Origin of the sequence: Leptospira haakeii, from assembly GCF_002812045.1 — a bacterium.
In the GTDB taxonomy this organism is placed as follows: Bacteria; Spirochaetota; Leptospiria; order Leptospirales; family Leptospiraceae; genus Leptospira_B; species Leptospira_B haakeii.
The window spans coordinates 853060-874499 of sequence record NZ_NPEG01000001.1 but is presented as its reverse complement, the minus strand read 5'-3'; the positions used below and the strand labels follow the sequence as shown (position 1 = coordinate 874499).

Below are 21440 nucleotides of genomic sequence, written 5' to 3'. Positions count from 1 at the left end.
GTTTGTCGAATCCGCACCAAATCCCTGAAACGTGAAGACCTATTTTTCTGATCTGCGACTTATCTCTTCAGCTATTACTGTAGCTGTACGATTACTTTCCGTATTCGTTATTCTAGGTTTATATGAACTCAGTATTTACCTTCTTCCTAAAGAAATAGAATTCGTAAGTGAGATTGCTGTACTAACCTGTTTGGTCTTCGGGGTCTTTGGAATATTACCTATCCAAGAAAAAATTTCAGGATTTTTAAAGTCTACATTCGTTTCTGAATATTTAAGCGATGATCCGGGTTCTTCTAGACTAGCTCATAGAAGATTTGATTCAGAAGGATTGATCAAGAACGTATTTCCGGAGTTAGTGCGACTGACCAATAGTAATTTTGGAAAATTAGCGATCTTAAAGAATGATCTAGTTCATTACGAATTATATACCTATGCGCACAAAAAACAAAGAAAAGTAAACACATTCGAAGGGATCAACCCGCGAGCGGCACTTCTCACTTACATCTTAAACAAAAGATCCGGAGCTATGATTGGAGAACCGGACCAAAACAAAATTATCAATGAAGATTTTGTAAGTTTAAGAGCGAACTTCATTCTTCCTTTCGTATTTAGAGAAAAACTTTTTGGATTTTTAGCGGTTTCTAATATTCCAAAAGACAATGTACGACATGAACTCGGATTCTTAGCTGGTAAATGCGCCCTGGCAGTTCACAATCAAATCCTTTCTTCTCAAATTGCAGAAAATAAGAAATATAGAAAAGAATTAGAGAATGCAGGAAAGATCCGCAAGTTTTTAGAATCCCCTGAACCTCCTATGGTAGGAGATATTAAAATAGATCTATTATCCAGAGAGCCTGGAGAACTTCTGGAGTTTTTCCAAAGTCCTTCCGGGGATTTTTATTTTGTATTTTTACGTCTGAGTGTAACCAACGCAGTTTCTGTTTTAGCTCTTTGTTATATATTGGGGACCTTATATTCATCCAGATTAAATGGAGAGTCAAAGAATGTTCTTCAGATCAAATCATTGGTAGAAGATAACTTAAAGGAGATTTCTTGGACAGAAAGATACGATCTCGCAGTAGGAATGGTTGAGAAAGAAACAGGTAAGATCTCTCTAAGATTCGTAGGAAAAAAATTCAAACTATTCGATGCATCTAAACCGGATAGAAACTTAGCATCTATCGGTTGGGAAAATATAGAAACTCCAGGAAAAGATGCACTCTTCTTAACTTGGAATGATCGTAATATTATTTCCTTTCAACATTTGGGGATACAACCGTGAGAAATATCCTAATCGTATTTCTTTCAGTAATCCTATTCAGTTTGATCCTATTTTCAGGATTATTGAACTCTTATTCTAAAGAAGCGAGACTTCCCTTTTATTTTTACCCTAACGGAAAAATCGCGGTCTCCGGCGGATCTCATGCAGATTTAGTTGGGATGAAAATTGACTTAATCGAATATGAGATCGTTCGAAAGTTAGGAGCGGATTACGGATTATCCGGACACTCATTTCATTTTTTTGCAAAAGAAGGAAGTATAGTTAAAAGTCTTTCTTTAGATATGAGATCCTCGTTTGAAGTATTGAAGGACTTCTTACCGGATATATTTTTATCCTTATTATATTTCTTAGTAGCGATTTGGTTTTTCTTTTACACGAGAGACTTATACATTTTCTTATTATTCGGATCTCTCTCTTCTTTATTTTTATTTAACTTCTTTTTATTAGCGTTCCATGATTTCCTCTTTCCCTTCTTCTTCTTCTTATATTTCACAGGATTTTTAATCTTAGATGTTTCTTTTAGATTAAGAGGAAAAGAGATACCATCGAGATGGTTTGCACCTCAGGTAATTTTTTCCTTGGTCGCAGGATTTGTAGGTCTTTCTCAGAAAGGAAATCCGGATCTATTCCAGTTCTTGTCTGTGAACGGAATGTATTTCAATCTATTCTCTGCAGGAATTTGTATCTTGCAGTTGGTATTCCATACATTTAGGAATAAAGGGACTTTCCAGGAAGTTTTTAAGAAACTAAGTATTGTTTTAGCATTCTTCTTAATTACGGTCGTTCCATTCTTAATTGCTGAATTTGGATCCACTAAAAGTTTTTTCATCATCCGTCCTTATCTAATGGCAGCACTGATATTATTTCCAGTTCTGATCGTATTCGGAACTTACACTTATTCATTGGTTCCAGTCCAAATTGCTTTCAGTTCTTCCTTAACTTCTATTTATTCTATCTTGATCTTAACCTTCGGATATTTATTTGGTCTGGAATTTTTCGTAAGATGGAATCCGGGATTTTTAGGAAAACACCAAAGAGAATGGAATTTATTCTATGTAGTAGCCGCCGCCTACTTTTTAGGTTCACTGAACAATAAATTGTATAAGTGGATAGATTATTGGAGTTTTAGAAATAATCCTAAACTTCACACAGCATTGGAAGAATTATCAGTAATGATAGGTGCTCCGATCTCCATGAGAGCAACGATCAATAGTTTGATCCGCAGGCTTGTTGACGCTTTAGAAGTGAAAAAACTCCAGATATTGATCCCTGCGGATAAATTTTCAGGAACAGACCTTAGAAACCTAAACTTCATTCGAATTCCTTACGGCTCCGAGATCTGGACTTATTTCGCAGATCATACCGAAGTTACTATTACTTCTCACCTTGCATATGGATTAGGGATTAGAGAGTCCGTATTTAAATTTTTAAATCAGATGGAAGTCCAACTAGCGTATCCTCTATTCAATTTTGAAAAAGGAAAAGAGGTCATCGCAGTATTTTTGGTCGGAGAAAAGATCAATCGTAAGAATTTTACGCTAGGTGAGCTTAGATTCTTAAAAGAATGTACTAGATTAGCATCTTTACTCATTCGAAATTACTCTCTACTAGTTGATGAAGTAGAGAAGAAAAGGATCGTTAGAGACCTGAATATGGCAGCGGTCTTAGATAAAACTCTTCATTTACCCGAGTTAGAGACCATAAAATCGGTTCAATTAGGCTATTTTACACTTCCTGCTGTTGGAATTTCAGGAGATTATCTAGATATACTCAAACTTTCTCCTAAAAGGCAGTTATTATTTTTAGGAGATGTATCTGGACATGGACTCGGGTCAGGTTATCTAGTTTCTGCAGTAAGAGGAATTATTCGCCGTCAATTGGGCAATTCTTCTTCACTTCCCGATATATTTAGAGCAATTAACTTGTTTTTGATCGAGAGATATAGAGGAAGCGAGTTCATGACTTCGATCGCAGGTATATATAACGCTAGCGATGGAGCATTTTCATTCGTAAATGCAGGTCATACACCACCGATTTGTATTCGAAAAGGTGGAAGAATCGAACTTAGAAACGAAACTCAAAGAGTTTTAGGTGTTCTACCAACGGATTATAGAATCTTAACTATTCATTTGAATCCAGGTGATAAATTAGTTTTGTTTACCGACGGAGTAACTGAAACGTTCGATGATAACGAAGAAATCTTCGGAGAAGAGAATCTTTTACGAATATTATCCTTAAATCACGATAAAGATGCGCAATCACTAGCTGATCTTATCAAAAAAACGCTAGAAGAGTTTAGAAATTACAAAGAACCTAGCGATGATATCTCTTTTGTTTGTCTAGAAGTCTCCGAATAAGTATCACTTAGTGTGAAATCAACTTCTTAAAATTTTTTTCCTAAAATTAATTAAAATACTTTACAATGAAAAGTAAATTGCTTAATTATGTCACTATCCAAGAGCTTTCTTGATCTTTCATATTATATGAAAGGCAATAAAGTTCTAATACATGGAGGACGTCAATGGTTGCAAAAAAGAAAGCAGTCAAGAAAGCAGCTAAGAAAAAAGTAGCTAAGAAAAAAGCTGCTAAGAAGAAAGTTGCGAAAAAGAAATAACTAACTTCAACAACATCTCTTCCGTACTTGATACGGAAGAAATGAAGCTTAAAACCCGCTTCTTTGAGGCGGGTTTTTTCTTTTATAGCCCTTCTTTATTAGTATTTTCCGATTTTCTAACGGATTCTGTTGTAAAAATACAACACTTTAGGTGTGATCAATTAAAGATTTAAAGATTTCATCACATCTTTCATCTCATCTCTGAAATCCGGCAGTGTATTTCCGTAATTTTTAACTAGTTTAGCCTCTCCTTCTTCTGAAATTTCGAATAATCTATACTCTTTTTCAGTTTTAGGTGAGTTCTCTAGCTTAAAAAACTTAACTGCATGCTTGCTATAGCGGTTATATGCAGTGAATTTATGATAATAGAAGCCTTCTCTCTTAGCATTTACTGGATAAGGAAGGTAATATTCAGCTCCTAATACTAAAATATTCGGTGTTACCACCGCCATTCTAGTCCAAGTAGCGAGGTTTAAGGGATAATTCTCTTCTAGATAAGCCTTTTTATGGTTTTTTTCCCAAACACTTAGGATCTTTTTGCGACTTTCATCTGCTTGCTTATATCTTTCTAGACCATTTAAGCAAATTTCCATCAAAGATAGAAGTTGTAATGACTCAGAATTAGATGATTGAAGTTCTTTCTGGACTAGTTTTTTAGCTGAGATGAAGTCCTGAGAGTATATATTCTCCCAAATTTTTTCAATCGCGGCTGCAGAAGTCTTATCTTGAGCGTTTATACTTAAATTTAGAAAGTTTAACGTTAAAAATAAACCTAGAAGAATTAGAAATCGCTTAGAGATAAAGTCCTTCATTCCAAAAACTATCCGATCAGATCGTGGATTGTCTCTCAGGATTATGGATCCACTTAGATTGAGTGGAATCTAATAAAGAAAAGAACTCTTCAGCGCCTTTTTCTTCAATGAAGACCCTTTCTTCCTCTGAAACAGGGATCATAGCCAGAAATTTGATCGGATTTCCTCTTTCAGACTTTAGCTCAGTCAATTCAGGGAATCCTTCTTCTTTTCCTATCTCTCTGATAACAAGAGAGCTAAAACTTAAGTATAAAGCTTCCGGATCTCTTCTACTCATCGCGATAGAATGTCCATGTCCAAACCATTTACCGATGACCCAAGGATAACGAATGATCTCCCCGATTTGATGTGGAACCCAACTTTCGGATCTGTCCTCGTCTGAAACTTTTACCGCACAAACTAATTCTATTCTAGCGTAGTTTTCGTAATCTTTTCTGTATAATTCAACCGAAGGGAGATTTTGCGCGCTCATTCCTACCGTAGAATATACATAAACACCTGGCATATTCTTAGGAGCGAATCTTACGATACCTAGTTGAGGATATTTTCCGCCATCAGCAGACCAATACTTATCATGTTTACCGAATACGTATTCTAGATAAGCAAGTCTGGACTCTTGTATATTCTTCCAAATCCCTTTGGTAGATCTATATTCCCAAAAATTTCTGTCTTGGTTGATACGATCAGGAATTACTCCGAATTCCGTATTACCTAATGGATAAGCGGTAATTGTATCCATTTTTGCAAATTTAGAATATCCATGAAATCCTTTGATCCCTGACCAAGGAGGAAGATATGCGATCAGTTCTTCTTTATAAAATAAAGAGACTCCGTTTCCTTCTTCTGACCAGATGAAATGGATTTCTTTTGGATCGAACTCAGGTTGGCCTTTAGGATCAGTAACTTCTTCTTCCGTTAAGAATGGTGCTAGGCCGGATCTTAGATCTAGATCTGTTCTTGTTTTAGGTGCATCGATTCGATTACATATCCAAACGGATTTGATCGCAAAGTCAGGGCTTTCTTCTGCCTGTAGATAAAGATAAACAGTTCTCCCGTCGTCTTCTAAGTACGCGGTTAAGGATCCGTAAGGATTTGCTTCTTGGTATAAAATATTAGGTTCAGCAGTTTGATTCATTTAATAGGAATGTCCACGATCCTGGAATTAAATTCGTCCAGACGGTGCTGGATCTTCTTCTCCATATCCTTTTCAAAAAAAATATCAGGAAAATAGGCGCTAGCATTTAGAAGTCCTGTTAACTCCACCTCATTCCATTTTTGGTAGGTCCTTAAACTGTCCCAAACCAGTATGGGAATACGCTCCCCTTCTTTTTTACATTTAACGAAGGTATCTATCGCTTTGATAGGTGTGAGTAATTTGTTCTTCATAGAAGTTGAAATCCGCCCAAGGCCATTATCCCTGGTATCCGGAAGGATTCAAGTCGGTTCCAACATTAACAAGGCGAGAAAAACGAAGGCCGGGGCATCCTTTCGCCCGGCGCTTGGACCGTAGGTTAACGGTGAAGGAAGTTACGTAAAGGTTCTACAAAAACCTTCTCTCGGGTCTTTCTTTCCTTATATTGTTCGAAAAGAATCAAGAAAAGGGCTGTTGCTAAAAACATCGTTTCCATAGTCCATTTCGACGGACATAAATACGGAATCCCACCTCGTTTGAGCGAGGTTTTTGGAAAAAAATTTCAGGCCATATCGAAAATCTATCCCTGGAGGCAGGGTAGAATGTGTTCAGGATAACGCTTCTTTTGCAGCGTCCTTAAGTTTTTTAATCAGTCTAGATCTGAGCCTATCTGGAATTTTAGCTGAAATCTCTAAAGTCTGAACGAATATCTCGGCGGCCAAATCCACCATTTCGCTCATCTTAACGTCATTATCTCTGGGGATACGTACGCTTTTTGTCCCGGTAGAAGAGGATTTTGCCCGTTTAACTACCTTCTTTTTAGGTGAGGGTTTCTTTTTCTTTTTTTGGACCATTGTTAGTGAGTGCGTTGGGTCCGTACCTTATCTTCTCCCGATTCGTATTCTACTCGGATTTTATTCTTTTTCCAAAAAAATTCCGAGTACTCTGTAGCTATCTATGTGATCCATAGAGAGGCTTTTACTTCCTGATCGGTCTGAAATAGGTCTTTCTGTGGAGATTAAAACTTCTTCTCCCCTTTGCCATCTGCCTTCCGTTTCGGAGACATAGAAAAATTTGGAATATTTACGTAAGTCCAAACATTCTTCTACCGTTTCCCAATGCGCTAAAAGGGAACGGGCAACCTCAGTATGTTTGGAATCAGGCACTAAGATCCTTTCTTTTCCAAGAAAGGTCCTGATTTCTCCAGTTCGAATGTTCTCCGCAGTAATAAACAAGAATATCGTCCCCTTCACAAAGATCAAATCATGGAAACGGTTCTCGCATTTTCTTTTCAGATATCCGGTTTTATCCGGGGTTAGACAGCCTCAAGTATTAGACTGAAATTTTGACTGCCTTGTTTTCAGAACACTCAGACCCGAAGCCGCTTTCACTTTCCGAGAAAAAATCTGACGGAACGGAATCGGAGCGTATTTCAAATTCGGAAATTTTTTTCCAAAAACAAAGTAAAAGTTTTTCTTCTTAAAACAATTCTAATCAATTTATTTTCAAATTTCTGCGGAGAATATTAGAAAAAATCTATTTAGTTTTGCAAGACGAACGATCGGTTTATAAAAGTACAGCCTTCCATCTTCGGCCTTCTTTTTCGATCTTTACCCGAGTTCTGTCGTATTGCAATTCGTCCCCGGATTTGCGCATCGTCCCATCCTTCTCATGGATGTTCGCAAGAACGAAACGATTTTCTGCCAACTTGATCAAAGCTAAAGAATAAGGAGGCTTCCAGGAAAATCCTGGATTCATATTAACTGTTGTAGCAGACCAAACTACACCTTCTTCACCGATATCCGCCCCAGGTTTATTTAATGTAAGAGGAGAAAGTTCAGGAGGTCTGGACTTTCTATCGCTTGAAGGACGTTCCGATGAGAATAACGCAATTGAATTGATACTGTCGATTCCACCATTCCCTCCCAAAAGAGATAGTTTCGGAGAATGTGCCGGAATTTTTCCACAATCGGCAACCTGCGCATATAGCCCGTATTGGACAGCGATATCCACAAGACCTGTGGCAGCAGAGATGGACATTGCTGCTTGGTAATTTAATATACCGCCCATCTGATTGATAGGGATTTGTTTTCCATTAGAAAGTTTTAATGAAGAGGTCTTAAGAGCATTCACCACTTCCTTTTTGCCCAATTTAAAATATTGAGCTGACTGTTGGATCACCTGGCCAGGGAAACAATCGTAGATCCAAGCATAGTCAACTTCTTCTCTTTGGTAACCAGATTGTGCAAAAAGTCTTTCTGCAGAATTTCTAGAAGGAGAATCAAATCCACCTTTCAAAATGAAATATTCGCTATGAGCCGCGTGAGAAGCTCCCGCAAGATGTAAAGGTTTTAGATCTTTCCGGATCAGGCCTTTTGATTTCCACTCTTCCGCTTTTTTTTCAGAAACTAGGATAGTTGCAAACCCATGATCTGTTACGATTGCGATCATCGGAGTCGGATAAGGATCGGAAATAGGACGAGACATTTGTTTTTCCGTGATCTCTTGTCCATAATAGAAGGCTCTTGGATTCCCAATCGCATTGGATCTGAATTTTTGAGTAATCTCTTTTAGATCATCCAAGCTAATCCCATCTTCGAACATCATTCTTTTCATCATGAGCCCGTACATTGCGATTAGAGTGGCACCATTGTCTAATTCGAATTCAGGATGACATACTGTTTCGTTTACCATCTTTAGATCGGAAACTTGACGAAATGCTGATTTAGGAATATCCGCAGCGGCTACGAGCACGACTGCATCAGGATTATCTACTAAGATGGTCCTTGCTTGTCCGATTGCGCCGGTAACGCTCGCACCTCCCAAGTCTATTACATGGGCTTTCATTCCAGTGTATCCGAGCTCGTTGGCGATACGAACTGTATGTCCATAACCCCCTTTTCCCAATGAGGCTGCTTCTATACTTACGAAGTCAGTAATCTCAGAAGATAATGTTTCATTCTTCATTCCAAGAAAATCCAAAAGTGTACTTATGGATTTTTTATAATGTTGAAAAACCTTTTGAGACCCGCTCCACGATTTGTATTCTTCTTCCGAAAAATCTTTGGTCGTACTGTCAGCGACTCCTAATAGAACGGGAAAACTCATGTATAACTCCTGAAAATTCTAAGCTTGGGCAGAAGGAGGTAGAACTTTACATTCTCCCTTGCCGATTATTTCTTTTTTTTGATTGGTCCACTCTATGTTCATGGAGACAGCTTTCAGTCTTGGGATTTTTTCTTTCACTGTGACTGTACAAGTAATCGTATCTCCAGGATACACTGGTTTGCGGAACTTTGTTAATGTTTCTAATGCGACTGTACCCAACCCGGGAAGTTTCATCCCGAGTACAGGAGCTAATAGAGAAGCTGCAAGTCCACCGTGAGCGATCCTTGTTCCGAACGCTGTGGTCTTTGCATATTCTTCGTCCACATGCAGAGGATTAAAATCCCCGCTGATCCCTGCGAACAGATAGATATCCGTTTCAGTAATCGTTTTTGTGAAACTTCCCTTATCTCCTATTTGTATTTCGTCGTAAGTCTTTCCTCTTTCGTACATTCCGATTTCCTTATTCTTTTTTGTGGATTAAGCTAACTCTAACTGTGCGCCCAAGACCCCGTTTTTCAGGAACTCTACACAATTAGCCACTTCTTTTTCCACAGAAGGAAGTTCGGAAAAAAGTCTCATCAGGTTTTTAGTTTTTTCTGCATCCAGTTCTTTTAAGAAATGTACACTTTTGAAAAACCTACAACCGGCGTAGAAGGTAAGTATTTTTAGATCTCTTTGTCTATCTTCTGATTTGTATTCAGAAGTAGAATTTGCAGTGTCCCAGAATCCTAACTGAACTGTGGTAACGAATACTGCAAGATCAGCAAATCCGAATTCTAGAGCCTGTTTTTTCTTTCTATCAGAATGTTCTCCTGCTGCTTTGAGTAATTCTTTTGCCGCAGTCAGAACTTTTTCTTCAGGAGTATTTGCTAAAATTTTCTCAGCCTTAGCTCTGATCTCTTCTGGTTGAGATTGTTCTAAAACTCCCATCAACTTTTCGAAACCTTTATAGGTAGAAGATATAATACTTTTTTGAACTTCAGTAGTTCCCCCACCGATTGTGCCAAGTCTGACGTCTCTGTATTGACGACTTACATGACATTCTCTCATGTAACCCATCCCGCCGTGGATCTGAACTGCGTCGCTTGCTACCTCTTCTGCAGTTTCTGTAACAAAAACTTTTAATGCAGAACTTTCAAATGGAAGGCTCGCTGTTGGATCTTGGTCCTTCTTATTTGCTACGAAATAGATCAATCTTCTAGAAGCACATAGATAAGCCCAGTTACGTGCGATTTTCTCTTGTACTCCAAAAAAGGATAAGATCGGTTTTCCGAATTGGTGACGCTTCCATGCGTAGTCCAAAGAAAGTTCCAATCCAAATTCCATTCCACCTGGAACAGCAGCGACTAAAACTGTTCTTTCCCATTCTAAAGTTCCTTTTCCGATACGAACGAAACCAGAATTCAGAGGGCCTAAAAGATTTTCATCAGGCACGAACATATCTTGAAAAGAAAGTTCTGCGGTCATGGAAGTATTATGCCCCAACTTCTTAAGAACTTTACTTATATGAAATCCTTTCATATGAGACTCTACAATGAATGCAGAAACTCCCATTGGTCCTCTGGATTTAGTTGTTCTCGCCATCACGATGAATACTTGTCCGTTCGGTCCATTGGTGATGAATAGTTTGCTTCCGTTTAGAATGAAACCTCCATCTACCTTAGTAGCGAATGTATTCATTGCAGCTGCATCTGAACCAGAATCAGGCTCAGTTAATGCAAGGCCTGCTATCCATTCTCCTGATGCAAGTTTAGGAAGGTATTTTTTCTTTTGAGCTTCTGTTCCTTGAAAAAGAATAGGAAGAGTCCCGATAATCATATGGGCTCCCCAAGAAAGTCCAAATCCTCCGTCTAGAGAACCAGCGTTAAACGCTTCTTGAGCAATACAACATTGAAGACAAGTTCCACCTTGACCTCCAAATTCTTCCGGAACAGGAATGCCGAGTAGACCCATATTTCCCATTTCCTTCCAGATATCGTCTCCCCATACGCCGTGTTCGTCCCGATCCTCGACGGAAGGTAATACTCTTTCTTTAGCAAAGTCCTTTACGGTTTCGTAAAATTCCAGATCGGAGGACGTTAAATACGGATTTAAAAACATGTTCTTTCTCCCAATCCGATTCTAATTTTTGGTTAGATCGGAAACTTCTTTTTTAAAACTTTCTAATATTTCGTTTCTTTTTATCTTTAATGTTCTAGTCATTTCCTTGTCCGGATCAAAAGGTCTTGGAATGACATAAAACGCATTTTGAGGGATCAGTTCGAAAGCTTTGAATCCTGTTTTACGGGATATTCTATCCGAAACTTCTTTCTTAAAGATCTCTCTTACCTTAGGATGAGAATTCCAAACATTCGCATCCTCAGGAAGATCAGGGAACTCAGCCTTCAATCTTTCGAAATCCGGAACGATCAGAACCACCAAATGTTTTGCCTCATGACCAGTCACCATGACTTGGTTCACATAAGGAGAGTTTAAAAGCTGATCCTCAATAGGAACTGGCTCCACATTTTCTCCTCCGGCAAGCACTATAGTATCCTTTGCTCTTCCTGCAAACACCAATTCGTTTCTATAATTGAAACGCATGATATCCCCGGTATCAAAGAATCCATTTTTATCAAAAACAACATCATTCAACTCAGGGCGTTTGTAATATCCCATCAGAACTTGTTTGGATTTTACCCAGAGACTTCCTTTTCCTCCTTGAGGAACCAGTTTACCATGTTCGTCTTTTAGAATACATTCATATCCTTGTATTGGAGTTCCTACAGTTCCAGGAGAAGGCTGCTTAGGCTTACGAATAGAAAGTACTGCAGAAGTTTCAGTCATCCCATATCCTTCCAAAACAATTAATCCGATAGAAGATAAAAATTTATCCACTACGGAAGGAAGAGCACTCCCCGCAGAAACGGACACTCTTAACTTTCCACCAAGAGCACTGTGGATCGGCTTAAATACCAAAACTGCAAGCAACTTGAGAGGAGATAATAAGGCAAGAAAGACCAAAGAGGATAATTTGGAGAAGGTCCAAACGATAAAATTCGGCTTTTCTATCCTGAAATCATAACCGAATAGAACTCCTTTTTGAACTGCCCAAAGATTTCCGATCTTCAGACAGAAATTGAATACTCCTCTTTTTAAGCCCGACTCCTTAGATACCTTATTCATAATTCCATTATATAAGGATTCCCAAATCCTTGGAACAGAAGGGAATAGTGTAGGTTGGAATTCCTTCAGATCTTCTTTCAAGTTGCTGATATTGGAAACGAGAAACCCAGCCCCCAATTCAAGAATACAATATTCGATCGCTCTTTCAAACGCATGCCAAGGAGGAAGAAGACTTACACCCGAATCGGCAGAAGTCAATTGAACGAATCCAATCACTTTTTCTACTGCGGAGATCCAGCCGGTTTGAGTGAGCATTACTCCTTTAGGAGCACCTGTGGTTCCGGATGTATAGATCAAAGTAGCAAGTTCGTTTGGAGATTTTTCTTTGAGTCTTTTGCGAACAATATCAGGATCTTTTGCAAGATTCGATTTTCCTTTTTCGATCAAACCTTGGATCGTATCGGTTCCCGATTTCAAGTCACCTATATCATCTTCGATCACAAAAACTTTTTTTAAACTTGGAAGTTTAGAACCGAGATTTACTAATCTTTGTTTGTCTTTTTCTTTTTGGACGATTGCGTATTTACTTTCAGAATGATTAACAATATATAATATATCTTCGTCTACTACATCGGTTCCTCTTGGAACAGAAACAGCACCTGCAGAGATGATTGCAATATCGCCTATGATCCAGTTCTGACTAGAGTCGCAAAGATATAAGATCTTATCGTCCTTTTGAACTCCTTCTTCGATCAATCCTGCAATTAAAGAATCTGTTAAGGACTTCATTTCTGAAAATGTCCTTCCTTTAATTCCATCTTTGGTTCTCCGGGAAAAACTTTCCTTATTCGGAAATTTAGATGCCGTCTTTTCCAGCATATCGTAAAAATATTTTTGATCAGTTTCCAAGAACTCCCCCTGAGAACACTATAAAACTAGGATTTTTTCCCTACGGCGGAAACACTATGTTGAAGGACCTATGCTTCAATCGATTTTTATTTAGATTAAAAAAACTGAAATGTGTTGAACAAATGTTCACATATTATACGGCTGTCATTCAAATTTTTTGATTAACTACGTTCGTTTCAAAACGACTTAAACAATCTTTGCATAAGCAGTCTTCATACATTTCTCTTATATTCTTCAAGGCTTCCCTATCTAAACGAATATCGAAACACCAGCAAGTTCCTTGATCCACTCCACATTCCAAAATGCGAGAACATTGAGGGCATTTCTTTTGTGTCATAGTTCTATAGTAATGAAAGCGGAGAATTTTCAATCCTTTAGCGATAGGAATAGAAAAAGAGAGATAGTAATAAAACTATACGCGACGTATAATTTTATAAATGATATTAGATCTTGATTCCGTTTTGTTTTAGAATTTTTAAAAACTCATCTTCAGAGACTACTTGCACTCCCAACTCTTGTGCCTTGTCCAATTTGGAACCAGCGCCTGGTCCTGCCAAAAGATGAGTAGTTTTAGAAGAAATAGATCCTACTTTTTTCCCGCCATAATAAACAACCAAATCCATTGCCTTATCTCTAGGTTGGAAATTTTCAAAGGAGCCGGACACACACCAACTTTGTCCTGCAAATGGTTGTTTATCCGATTTTTCGATCGGATCAGCCTTCATCTTGAGCCCGGCTTTTTTTAAACGATCAACAAGAGAAAGAATTCTTTTGTCGGTAAAATTCTCTTGGATAGCTTCAATTGTAGAAGGCCCTATTCCTGGAATTTCTAAGACACTTTCTAATTTTTTCGGATTCTTAGCGGCGGAGATGATCGCATCGATCGTATCATATCCGTGCTCTGTCAGAAGTTCTGCAACTTTAGGACCTATCTCTCTCAAACCCAAGGAAGAAAGTACAAATCTAAAATCCTTCTTTTTGGATTCTTCGATCCCATTTAGGATAATGGATACGCTCTTCTCTCCATATCCTTCTTCTTCCATTAACTTTTCTTTATGTTTATTTAGGGAATAAAGATCTGCTATATCTTTGATATACTTTCGGTCGTATAAAAATTCAACCTGCTTCTCACCCAGGCCTTCTATATCCATTTGTTTACGCGAACAATAGAATATAATCCCGTTCTTAACTCGATCAGGACATTCTGGATTCGGGCAAAAATAATCTACAGAGTCTTGTTTCTTTTCTGTTTTAGTGCCGCAACAAGGACAACGAAGTGGAATTTTGAAAACTTCTTTTCCCGGAGTGACAACTTCTTCCACTGCAGGGATGATCTCCCCTCTTTTGGAAATTCTTACGATTGCTCCGATTCCAACTCCCAACTCATCAATATAATCTTGGTTATGTAATGTTGCAAATGTAACTGTAGTTCCGGCCAAACTGATAGGTTCGATCTGAGCTCTTGGAGTGATTTTTCCTGTTCTTCCCACTGCGTAATCGATGCCGACAATTTTACTCTCTTTCATCAAAGCATCGAATTTATAAGCACGAGCCCAACGAGGAGAATGAGATGTATAGCCTAAGGCCTCTCTTTTAGAAAGATCGTTTAGTTTGATCACAAGCCCGTCTGTAGGAAATCCAACTTTCTCTTTCTTTTTCTTAAAGTCTTTGATCGCGGCGGGGATCTCAGAACCTTTCAATAATTTAGTATCAGGGGGAAGAGGGAACTTTAGATCTTCCGCCTTCTTCATTACCTCTTGGTGGGTTTTGAATTTTGCTTTGGATCCCGGAAAAAATGCATCGTACGTAAAAATTCTAAGAGGTCTTTTTGCTACGTCTGAAGAATTTTTCTGTTTTAAAGAACCTGAGGATAAATTTCTAGGATTCGCATATCTTCCTTCAGAAGCCTCATTAAATTCTTCAAAGTCGGAGAAGGTCATATAAACTTCTCCCCTTAAATAAATAGAAACAGTTTCGGATAATCTGAGTGGAATAGAACGGATGGTTCGGATATTTTCGGTAACATCGTCTCCAATCCCGCCTGTGCCTCTGGTTACTCCATTTGCAAGAATTCCATTTTCATAATATAACATAAGAGAAGCGCCGTCGATCTTCCACTCAACCGAGTATAGCTCGTCTGACCCCGTTTTCTGGATCCATTCCATTAGCTCTTCTTCATTATAAGTATTTTCCAAAGAAAGAACCGGAAGTTTATGAGTGAACTTCTCAAAGTCTTTGTCCAGATCGGAGCCAACGCTCAAAGTAGGACTAGCTGGGTCTGCTAATTTTGGGAATGCCTCTTCAAAAGCTTGGAGTCTTTTGAACATCTGATCGAAATCATAATCAGATATTTTAGGAGTGTTCTTAACGTAATATAAATATTGGTGATGGCGGATCTCCTCTTCCAAAGAGCGCATTTCTTTTGCAGCCTGCTTCGTATCTTTTGGGAGATCTACAGAAACTTTTTTAGATACTTCGGTTGGCTCCGCTTTTTTAGAGGAGGTCTTTTTAGCCGGGACTTTTTTAGGCATAGTCGATTATATAAAATTAATATTGGCCGAAACCTACTTTCATATAATCCATAGGATCAGTGCGGTTCGATTCTCCGATCCATACTTCATAATGAAGGTGAGGACCGGTCACGTTTCCTGTGGCTCCCACAGTTGCGATCCTTTGTCCTTTATGAACATATTCGCCTTCTCTAACTTTTAAGGAAGTGCAGTGGCCATACAAACTATAATATCCGTTTGCATGAGCGAGCACTATATGATTTCCATATCCTCTGTTGGAATAAATGGCTCTGTAAACCCTTCCGTCCCCGGTCGCCGTTATATCGGTGCCTGGAACGTTTGCCAAATCCACTCCATCATGGAATTCCATGTATCCGAAAGTAGGAGACCTTCTCATTCCATAATAAGAAGTTAAATTATAAGATAATAATGGTTCTCCGAATGGGAGAGAATTCATGATACCATATCTGGAATCTAAAAAGTTAAATACTGAGTCCACAAGAGCTTTGTTCTTCTCCATGGAAACTCTTACTGAACGATATCCATAAATTTCAGAAAGATAAGATCTTCCGAGCATTAGATCCTTATCTACTGCTTCTTCTACCTTTAATTCAGTAGCAGCTAAGTCCTCAGAGTCTGACTCATCAGGAAGTTTAAGCAACTCATCTGACTCGCCATCAATCAAAGAATGAACTTCTTGTAAATTTTCGTTCAGACTTGCGAAATCATCTCGGATATCTCCTAACTTTTCGCTATATTCGATATACTCATCGAAGTATTTTCCATAAACAGAAGCGAGTGCGTTGATCTGTATTCTGGTATTATTATAACGAACAATTCCTAAAACTGCGATACCTACAATCGCAAACAATAACCCTACTAAGAAGAAGATAGTGAAAATAGAAATTTGGAAGTGGAAAGACTTATCGAACCCATGAGGGATTAAAAGAACCGTCAGCCTTTGGTGGCCTTTTTCTTTTACCTGGTCGATGCGTTTTTTTATCATCTTTTCCATGGTCGAAATCCCTCTGGTAGAAGGATTCCGGCCGGGAAAGATAGGGTCAAGTGGAAACTATGTTTAAGAGAATTCCGTACTTCGGTCTTAATGTGACTAAAGGTTCCATAACAACCGGATGATTTGGATCCGTTTGGAATTTGTAGTTTTTGACCAACATTGCAAGTATTAGCGTCGCTTCCGTTAATGCAAAAATATTACCAATACAGATCCTTGGCCCTCCTCCAAAAGGAAGATATGCATATTTCGGTCTATCTGCTGACCTTTCTTCATCAAAACGATCCGGATCAAACTTGTCAGGATTTTCCCAAAAATCTGGATTTCGATGAATATTAAAAATACAAATGGAGATATTAGTTCCAGTCTCTACATCATAACCGCCAATTTGATCGGGACCCATTGCAGTCCTTTCAATCACCCAAGCAGGGGGATATAATCTCAAAACTTCATCCAATACTTTGCGAGTGTATGTCAATTTTTGAACATCTTCCAAACTAGGAGTTTTATCCCCTAAAACTCTATTCGCTTCTTCTCTTACTTTTTCGCAAATCTCAGGATGTTTAGATAGAAGATAAAATCCCCAAGACAATGCGTTTGCCGTTGTTTCATGTCCTGCAAGAAGAAGTGTGATTGCCTCGTCCCGAACTTGGCTTTCACTCATAGTCTCACCAGTTTCTTCGTCCCGAACTTCCAGAAGCATAGAGATCAAATCGTTAGAAGGATTTTTTTTACGTTCTGCAATCAACTCATCAACTACAGAATGCATATCTTTCAATGCACGTTTGAGTTTTAAATTTTCAGGAGTAGGCCAACTGAACGGAAAAGGAAAAATACGAGTGATCCTTTTAGTAACCAATTCCAAAGCGATCTTTAAAGAATGTTCTATCCTTGCAGCGTAACTTTCTACTTCTGTTCTGAATAAAGTCCTGCCGACTATCGCAAACGTTAGTCGCATCATTTCTTTAGAAATGTCTAAGCTGGAGATCTTCTTCCAATTTTCAGAAGTTTTTTCGGTTTCCTGGGCCATGATCTCCACGAACTCCGAGATCCTTTGTTTATGGAAAGAAGGTTGGATAAGTTTTCTTTGCTTCTTCCAAAATTCTCCTTCGCTATTCAGCAAACCTTTGCCTAAAATTCTACCGAGTTCTTTATAAAAAACTCCCTTATGATAGTTCTGGTTATTCTCTTGAAGAACTCTTTTAATATCTTCAGGCTGCGTAATTAAATGAAAGACAATCGATCTCAAACCAAATCGTGCTGAATTTCCGAATTTGGACTGCATCAATTGGAAAAATCCGATCGGATCTTTTGCCAATTTGGAAACGTAAGGAAGTGCCCGGATCCCGAAAACTCCAGGAGGAAGGTTCGGTTTATTTTTTTTGGTGCGACCTGAAGTCGGTTCATGCAAGGAAAACAAGAGTGTACTCCTAGTCCAAGAGGGACATTTGGATTAGTTTCACCCAACCAATCCTTGCCGCAATTCTATGTAACAACCGCTATATTAGCAAGCTGAGTTTGTATTTATTTTTAAAAACCTATCTGCGCTCGAAAGAAGTTTCGATCAACGCATCCATATCCATTAAGGAAGAAGAAGGTACAGTAGAAGAACTAGTATCCTCCTGATTCAGATCAGGAGTTTGCATACTAGTCTCCGCTTCCTCAAAAGTTCCTTCGATCTGCTCTTCTATCAAGACCTGCCAGTCTCCGGTTTCGGATTCTCCCTCAGGCTGAAAATAAAAAGAAGATAGACCAAGGCCCACAATAATAAGTCCGCTAAATGAGAAGATGAAAAATCGCTTAAAGCTAGCGATCTTACGCCTTCTCATTATCTTTGCAGAGATATTATCACTCCATTCGTAACTTTCTAAACGACGGAAAATCTCTTGGTCTAACTTTTCTTTGTTTCTATCTTCCATTTCCGATTATCTCTAGGTCTCTTGAAAAAAAAGTTTCTTCAGCATTTGTTTGCCTCGGAATGATCGGGATTTCACTGTTCCTTCCGGAATTCCCAACTTCTCCGCAATCTGTTGCTCTTTATATCCTTCGGAAACTAATGCAAGCACTGACTTATATTTCCAAGGAAGATTGGAAATCAGATCCTGTAATTCAATGTCCATTCCAGAATCTGAATATTCTTCTCTCGGATTTAAAATAGAATCTTGAGTAGCTTTTTCCTTCAGCTTCATCGCAAGGTTTGCCTGGCGCATACGCTTCTGGTTCATTCTCAAGGACTCATTCCTTGCAATTGTATACAACCAAGTACTATGGGAAGAATCTCCCCTGAACTTATTGGCTGCTAAACTTTTATAAGCTCGGATATAAGTTTCTTGAACAACATCATCGATGGTATCGTAAAACTCTTCGTATAAATTCTTTTTAATCGCGGAAAGCACGATATGTTTCGTACTGTCTATTAGTCCGGCAAATTCTCTTTGGTCCATTTTAGTTTCCTTATCTCAGGATGCCCGGCACAGGCAAAATTATTCTCTCGGGAACAAACAGATTCAAGGGGAACCCTGGAGCTTCCCTATGCTCCTCGGGTAGGGTAACTATTTCCCTTTCCTTTCCCCTCTTTTTTTGCTCTGAGGATAAAACCCTTTCGATCGCGAGCCGATGCGCGATTTGATTCATCCGGATTTCGGATGTATACTTTGCAATCGCGTTAACGAGAAGTCGAACTTTGATCAAGTCAGGATTTTCATCCATCAATACCAGTTCGAGTTCGACTTGTTTCGGAGATAATCTACGAAGCCATCTTTCATGCTCGTTTTTATATCTCCGGTTCAGCTCAGCGATACGTTCGAGTTGGGTCTCTGTAAGAATATAACGATTTTTAAATGAATCTAGGTCACCGAAAACTACCCCGGCTGCTCTTTCATTACGATAGAAGGAGACGGTGCGAATAGGTCGGGCAGTATGAAAACTAGTTTTGGTATCTTGCGAGAAAAGATACGCCGGCGTGAGGAACACACCGGCCAGAGCAACTCTGACGAATGAATTCAGGAGATTCATGAGTCTTACTCGGTTCATAACCTAGTGTATCCTAAGACCCCAAGGTAGCCGCCATGTTTCCAAATATCGATCTAAATTTTTGGTCCCGGGAAAAAAGAAATCCGGTCTCCTTTAATGAGAACATAATTTGGGGTAAAATTGAAATTTTGGGGAAAATTCCTTTTCCAGAACCGGTTCTTTGGCATATTCTCCCCTTAAAGTATATGGACTTTGGACTAAAAAACCAGGAAATCCAGAAAACTCCCGGAACCTTTTCCCGAGGAAGAGTGAGACTTGCAGTTTTACTCGCCGCCGCCATCTGCATTGGGATCCCGGCTTCCATAGATCTTTCTATCGAATGGGATTACGAAAATAGAAGTATTCATGCAGGAAATTATCGCTCTCTCAAACCTGCAACTGTTGCAATTGTTCCGGGTGCTTCCGTTTATAAAGGAATTCCTTCTCCCGTTCTGCAAGACCGTTTAGATTGCGCGATCGAACTATATAAACAGGAGAAGGTCCGGAAAATTCTTCTCTCAGGTGATAATGGGACCAGCTACTACAATGAAGTGAAGCCGATGTTATTGTACGTTTTAGAAAGAGGAGTCGATGAAAAAGATGTGTTCGTAGATCACGCAGGTTTTAGAACCTTGGATACTTTGGTAAGGGCGAAAGAAATTTTTCAAGTTAAGGACGCAATCTTTGTAAGCCAAAGATTTCACCAACCTAGAGCCGCTTTCATTTCTAAAAAGATAGGATTAGATCTGCAATCTTATGAATCGGATAGGAGGATCTATATTAGCGGACCCACTAGCAGATTCAGAGAATTTTTTGCAAGAACCTTGGCCTGGATCGATATGAACCTGGCAAATACTGCGCCAAAATATTTAGGCAAACCATTTCCTATAGAAGGAAGTGGGGTAAAAACCTGGAAAGGTTCCGTAATTTAAGAAGAATATTCTGTTTTTCGAATATGTTCGAAAATTTCTCGGACTGATTCCTTCACTGAAATTCCAGGAGCCCATCCTAAAGATTTTAATTTAGAATTATTTCCCAGAGATCTTTTCATTTCTGCTGGTCTCAATCTTGCAGGATCTTGTTTAGAAACTAATTTAGAATCCGCAAATTCCAAGATCCATTCTAAGACTTGAGAGATAGAAGTCTCAGCACCTGAACAAATATTATAAACTTCTCCGCTTATCCCTTTATTTGCCAAAAGAATATAAGCTTTTACTACATCGGTTACATGCAAAAAGTCTCGCGTAGGAGTTAAATCCCCTACTAAAATTTCAGAAGAAACGTTTCTGGAGATATTCTCCAACACTTGTTTGCAAAAGTTAGGGACCACAAAATTAGGATTCTGCCCGATACCTATATGATTAAAAGGTCTTGCGATTACGGTTTCTATATTTTGATAAGAACGAGAATACTGGAGACAATAAGTTTCCGCGGCAAGTTTGGAAGAAGCATACGGATTCACCGGACTTGGAAGCAGATTTTCTGAAACTGGAAGTTGTTCTTCTTTTATATTTCCGTATACTTCAGAAGAAGATATATATACTAGTTTAACTTTTTTGCCTGAACGTTTAAAACATTCTAAAATATTCAATGTGCCGGCTACATTGATGAGTAATGTCTCTTCTGGATTTTCAATGGATCTTGGGACGAATGTTTGTCCTGCTAAATGGAATAATACGTCCGGTGAATAGGACTCGAATACTTGCTGGAGTGATTGGATATCCCTGATATCACAAACCTTATAAGGAAAGGGAAACTCAGTATTTTTGGGATTCATTCCCAAGCCCAGAAGTTCGGACCCGGATTTTTGTATAAGTTCTCGGACCAGATAAGATCCTACAAAACCTTCCGCTCCTGTGACCAAGTATTTCATGTTTGTTATGATAAATCGAAGTAAAAATACGATTGTTTTGTCGAATAAGAAAAAAACAATCGAATAAAAGT

The 21440-nt window shown here is 38.7% G+C and carries 20 protein-coding genes; 3 read left to right on the top strand and 17 right to left on the bottom strand.

Going from position 1 to position 21440, the window contains the following annotated elements; translation table 11 throughout:
* Positions 1-31: 31 nt before the first annotated feature.
* Together CH377_RS04180 and CH377_RS04175 are read left to right on the top strand one after the other, a co-directional pair.
* A complete protein-coding gene (locus tag CH377_RS04180; protein WP_100722530.1) occupies positions 32-1282 on the top strand; it encodes a hypothetical protein in 1251 nt (416 codons plus the stop codon).
* A complete protein-coding gene (locus CH377_RS04175) occupies positions 1279-3639 on the top strand; it encodes a PP2C family protein-serine/threonine phosphatase (protein ID WP_100722529.1) in 2361 nt (786 codons plus the stop codon). Before CH377_RS04180 ends, CH377_RS04175 begins: the two co-directional genes overlap by 4 nt.
* Positions 3640-4057: 418 nt before the next feature.
* On the opposite strand, the gene CH377_RS04170 is transcribed toward CH377_RS04175, so the two are convergent.
* The 16 genes from CH377_RS04170 to CH377_RS04095 form a co-directional block, all read right to left on the bottom strand.
* Complete coding sequence (locus tag CH377_RS04170) at positions 4058-4708, bottom strand: hypothetical protein (RefSeq protein WP_100722528.1); 651 nt, start codon at positions 4706-4708, stop codon at positions 4058-4060.
* A 16-nt stretch (positions 4709-4724) separates the two neighbouring features.
* Complete coding sequence (locus CH377_RS04165) at positions 4725-5843, bottom strand: suppressor of fused domain protein (RefSeq protein ID WP_100722527.1); 1119 nt, start codon at positions 5841-5843, stop codon at positions 4725-4727.
* Entirely contained in the window at positions 5840-6094 is a 255-nt protein-coding gene (locus CH377_RS04160) for a hypothetical protein (RefSeq protein WP_100722526.1), read from the bottom strand. Before CH377_RS04160 ends, CH377_RS04165 begins: the two co-directional genes overlap by 4 nt.
* 354 nt (positions 6095-6448) lie before the next feature.
* Positions 6449-6580: a hypothetical protein gene (locus CH377_RS19960; RefSeq protein ID WP_279305807.1), complete on the bottom strand. Its 132-nt coding sequence runs from the start codon at positions 6578-6580 to the stop codon at positions 6449-6451.
* Positions 6581-6754: 174 nt separating this feature from the next.
* Positions 6755-7075 (bottom strand): hypothetical protein, encoded by a 321-nt coding sequence (locus CH377_RS04150; RefSeq protein ID WP_100722525.1) that lies wholly within the window; start codon positions 7073-7075, stop codon positions 6755-6757.
* A gap of 331 nt (positions 7076-7406) precedes the next feature.
* Positions 7407-8948 (bottom strand): thiolase C-terminal domain-containing protein, encoded by a 1542-nt coding sequence (locus CH377_RS04145; protein ID WP_100722524.1) that lies wholly within the window; start codon positions 8946-8948, stop codon positions 7407-7409.
* 18 nt (positions 8949-8966) lie between these two features.
* Positions 8967-9398: a MaoC family dehydratase gene (locus tag CH377_RS04140; protein ID WP_100708008.1), complete on the bottom strand. Its 432-nt coding sequence runs from the start codon at positions 9396-9398 to the stop codon at positions 8967-8969.
* A 27-nt stretch (positions 9399-9425) separates the two neighbouring features.
* Positions 9426-11048, bottom strand: coding sequence for an acyl-CoA dehydrogenase family protein (locus CH377_RS04135; RefSeq protein ID WP_100722523.1), 1623 nt, complete (start codon positions 11046-11048; stop codon positions 9426-9428).
* Between the two features lie 21 nt (positions 11049-11069).
* Complete coding sequence (locus CH377_RS04130) at positions 11070-12962, bottom strand: AMP-dependent synthetase/ligase (protein ID WP_100722522.1); 1893 nt, start codon at positions 12960-12962, stop codon at positions 11070-11072.
* 148 nt (positions 12963-13110) lie between these two features.
* Entirely contained in the window at positions 13111-13299 is a 189-nt protein-coding gene (locus CH377_RS19955; protein ID WP_100722521.1) for a cysteine-rich CWC family protein, read from the bottom strand.
* A gap of 106 nt (positions 13300-13405) precedes the next feature.
* Positions 13406-15379 carry an NAD-dependent DNA ligase LigA gene (gene ligA, locus CH377_RS04120; RefSeq protein ID WP_207797591.1) on the bottom strand — a complete coding sequence of 658 codons (1974 nt, stop codon included), beginning with the start codon at positions 15377-15379 and terminating at the stop codon, positions 13406-13408.
* Positions 15380-15509: 130 nt separating this feature from the next.
* A complete protein-coding gene (locus CH377_RS04115; protein ID WP_100722519.1) occupies positions 15510-16487 on the bottom strand; it encodes a M23 family metallopeptidase in 978 nt (325 codons plus the stop codon).
* A gap of 46 nt (positions 16488-16533) precedes the next feature.
* Positions 16534-17904 carry a cytochrome P450 gene (locus tag CH377_RS04110; RefSeq protein ID WP_100722518.1) on the bottom strand — a complete coding sequence of 457 codons (1371 nt, stop codon included), beginning with the start codon at positions 17902-17904 and terminating at the stop codon, positions 16534-16536.
* Positions 17905-18022: 118 nt separating this feature from the next.
* A complete protein-coding gene (locus CH377_RS04105; RefSeq protein WP_100722517.1) occupies positions 18023-18403 on the bottom strand; it encodes a hypothetical protein in 381 nt (126 codons plus the stop codon).
* A 12-nt stretch (positions 18404-18415) separates the two neighbouring features.
* Positions 18416-18928: an RNA polymerase sigma factor gene (locus CH377_RS04100; RefSeq protein ID WP_100722516.1), complete on the bottom strand. Its 513-nt coding sequence runs from the start codon at positions 18926-18928 to the stop codon at positions 18416-18418.
* Positions 18929-18938: 10 nt separating this feature from the next.
* Positions 18939-19499, bottom strand: coding sequence for a hypothetical protein (locus tag CH377_RS04095; protein WP_207797590.1), 561 nt, complete (start codon positions 19497-19499; stop codon positions 18939-18941).
* Between the two features lie 203 nt (positions 19500-19702).
* On the opposite strand from CH377_RS04095, the gene CH377_RS04090 reads away from it, so the two are divergent.
* The gene (locus CH377_RS04090) at positions 19703-20428 is read left to right on the top strand and encodes a SanA/YdcF family protein (protein WP_100722814.1); all 726 of its coding nucleotides are present in this window, start codon (positions 19703-19705) and stop codon (positions 20426-20428) included.
* On the opposite strand, the gene CH377_RS04085 is transcribed toward CH377_RS04090, so the two are convergent.
* Entirely contained in the window at positions 20425-21369 is a 945-nt protein-coding gene (locus tag CH377_RS04085) for a GDP-mannose 4,6-dehydratase (protein WP_100722514.1), read from the bottom strand. The genes CH377_RS04090 and CH377_RS04085 overlap by 4 nt on opposite strands.
* Positions 21370-21440: the final 71 nt, after the last annotated feature.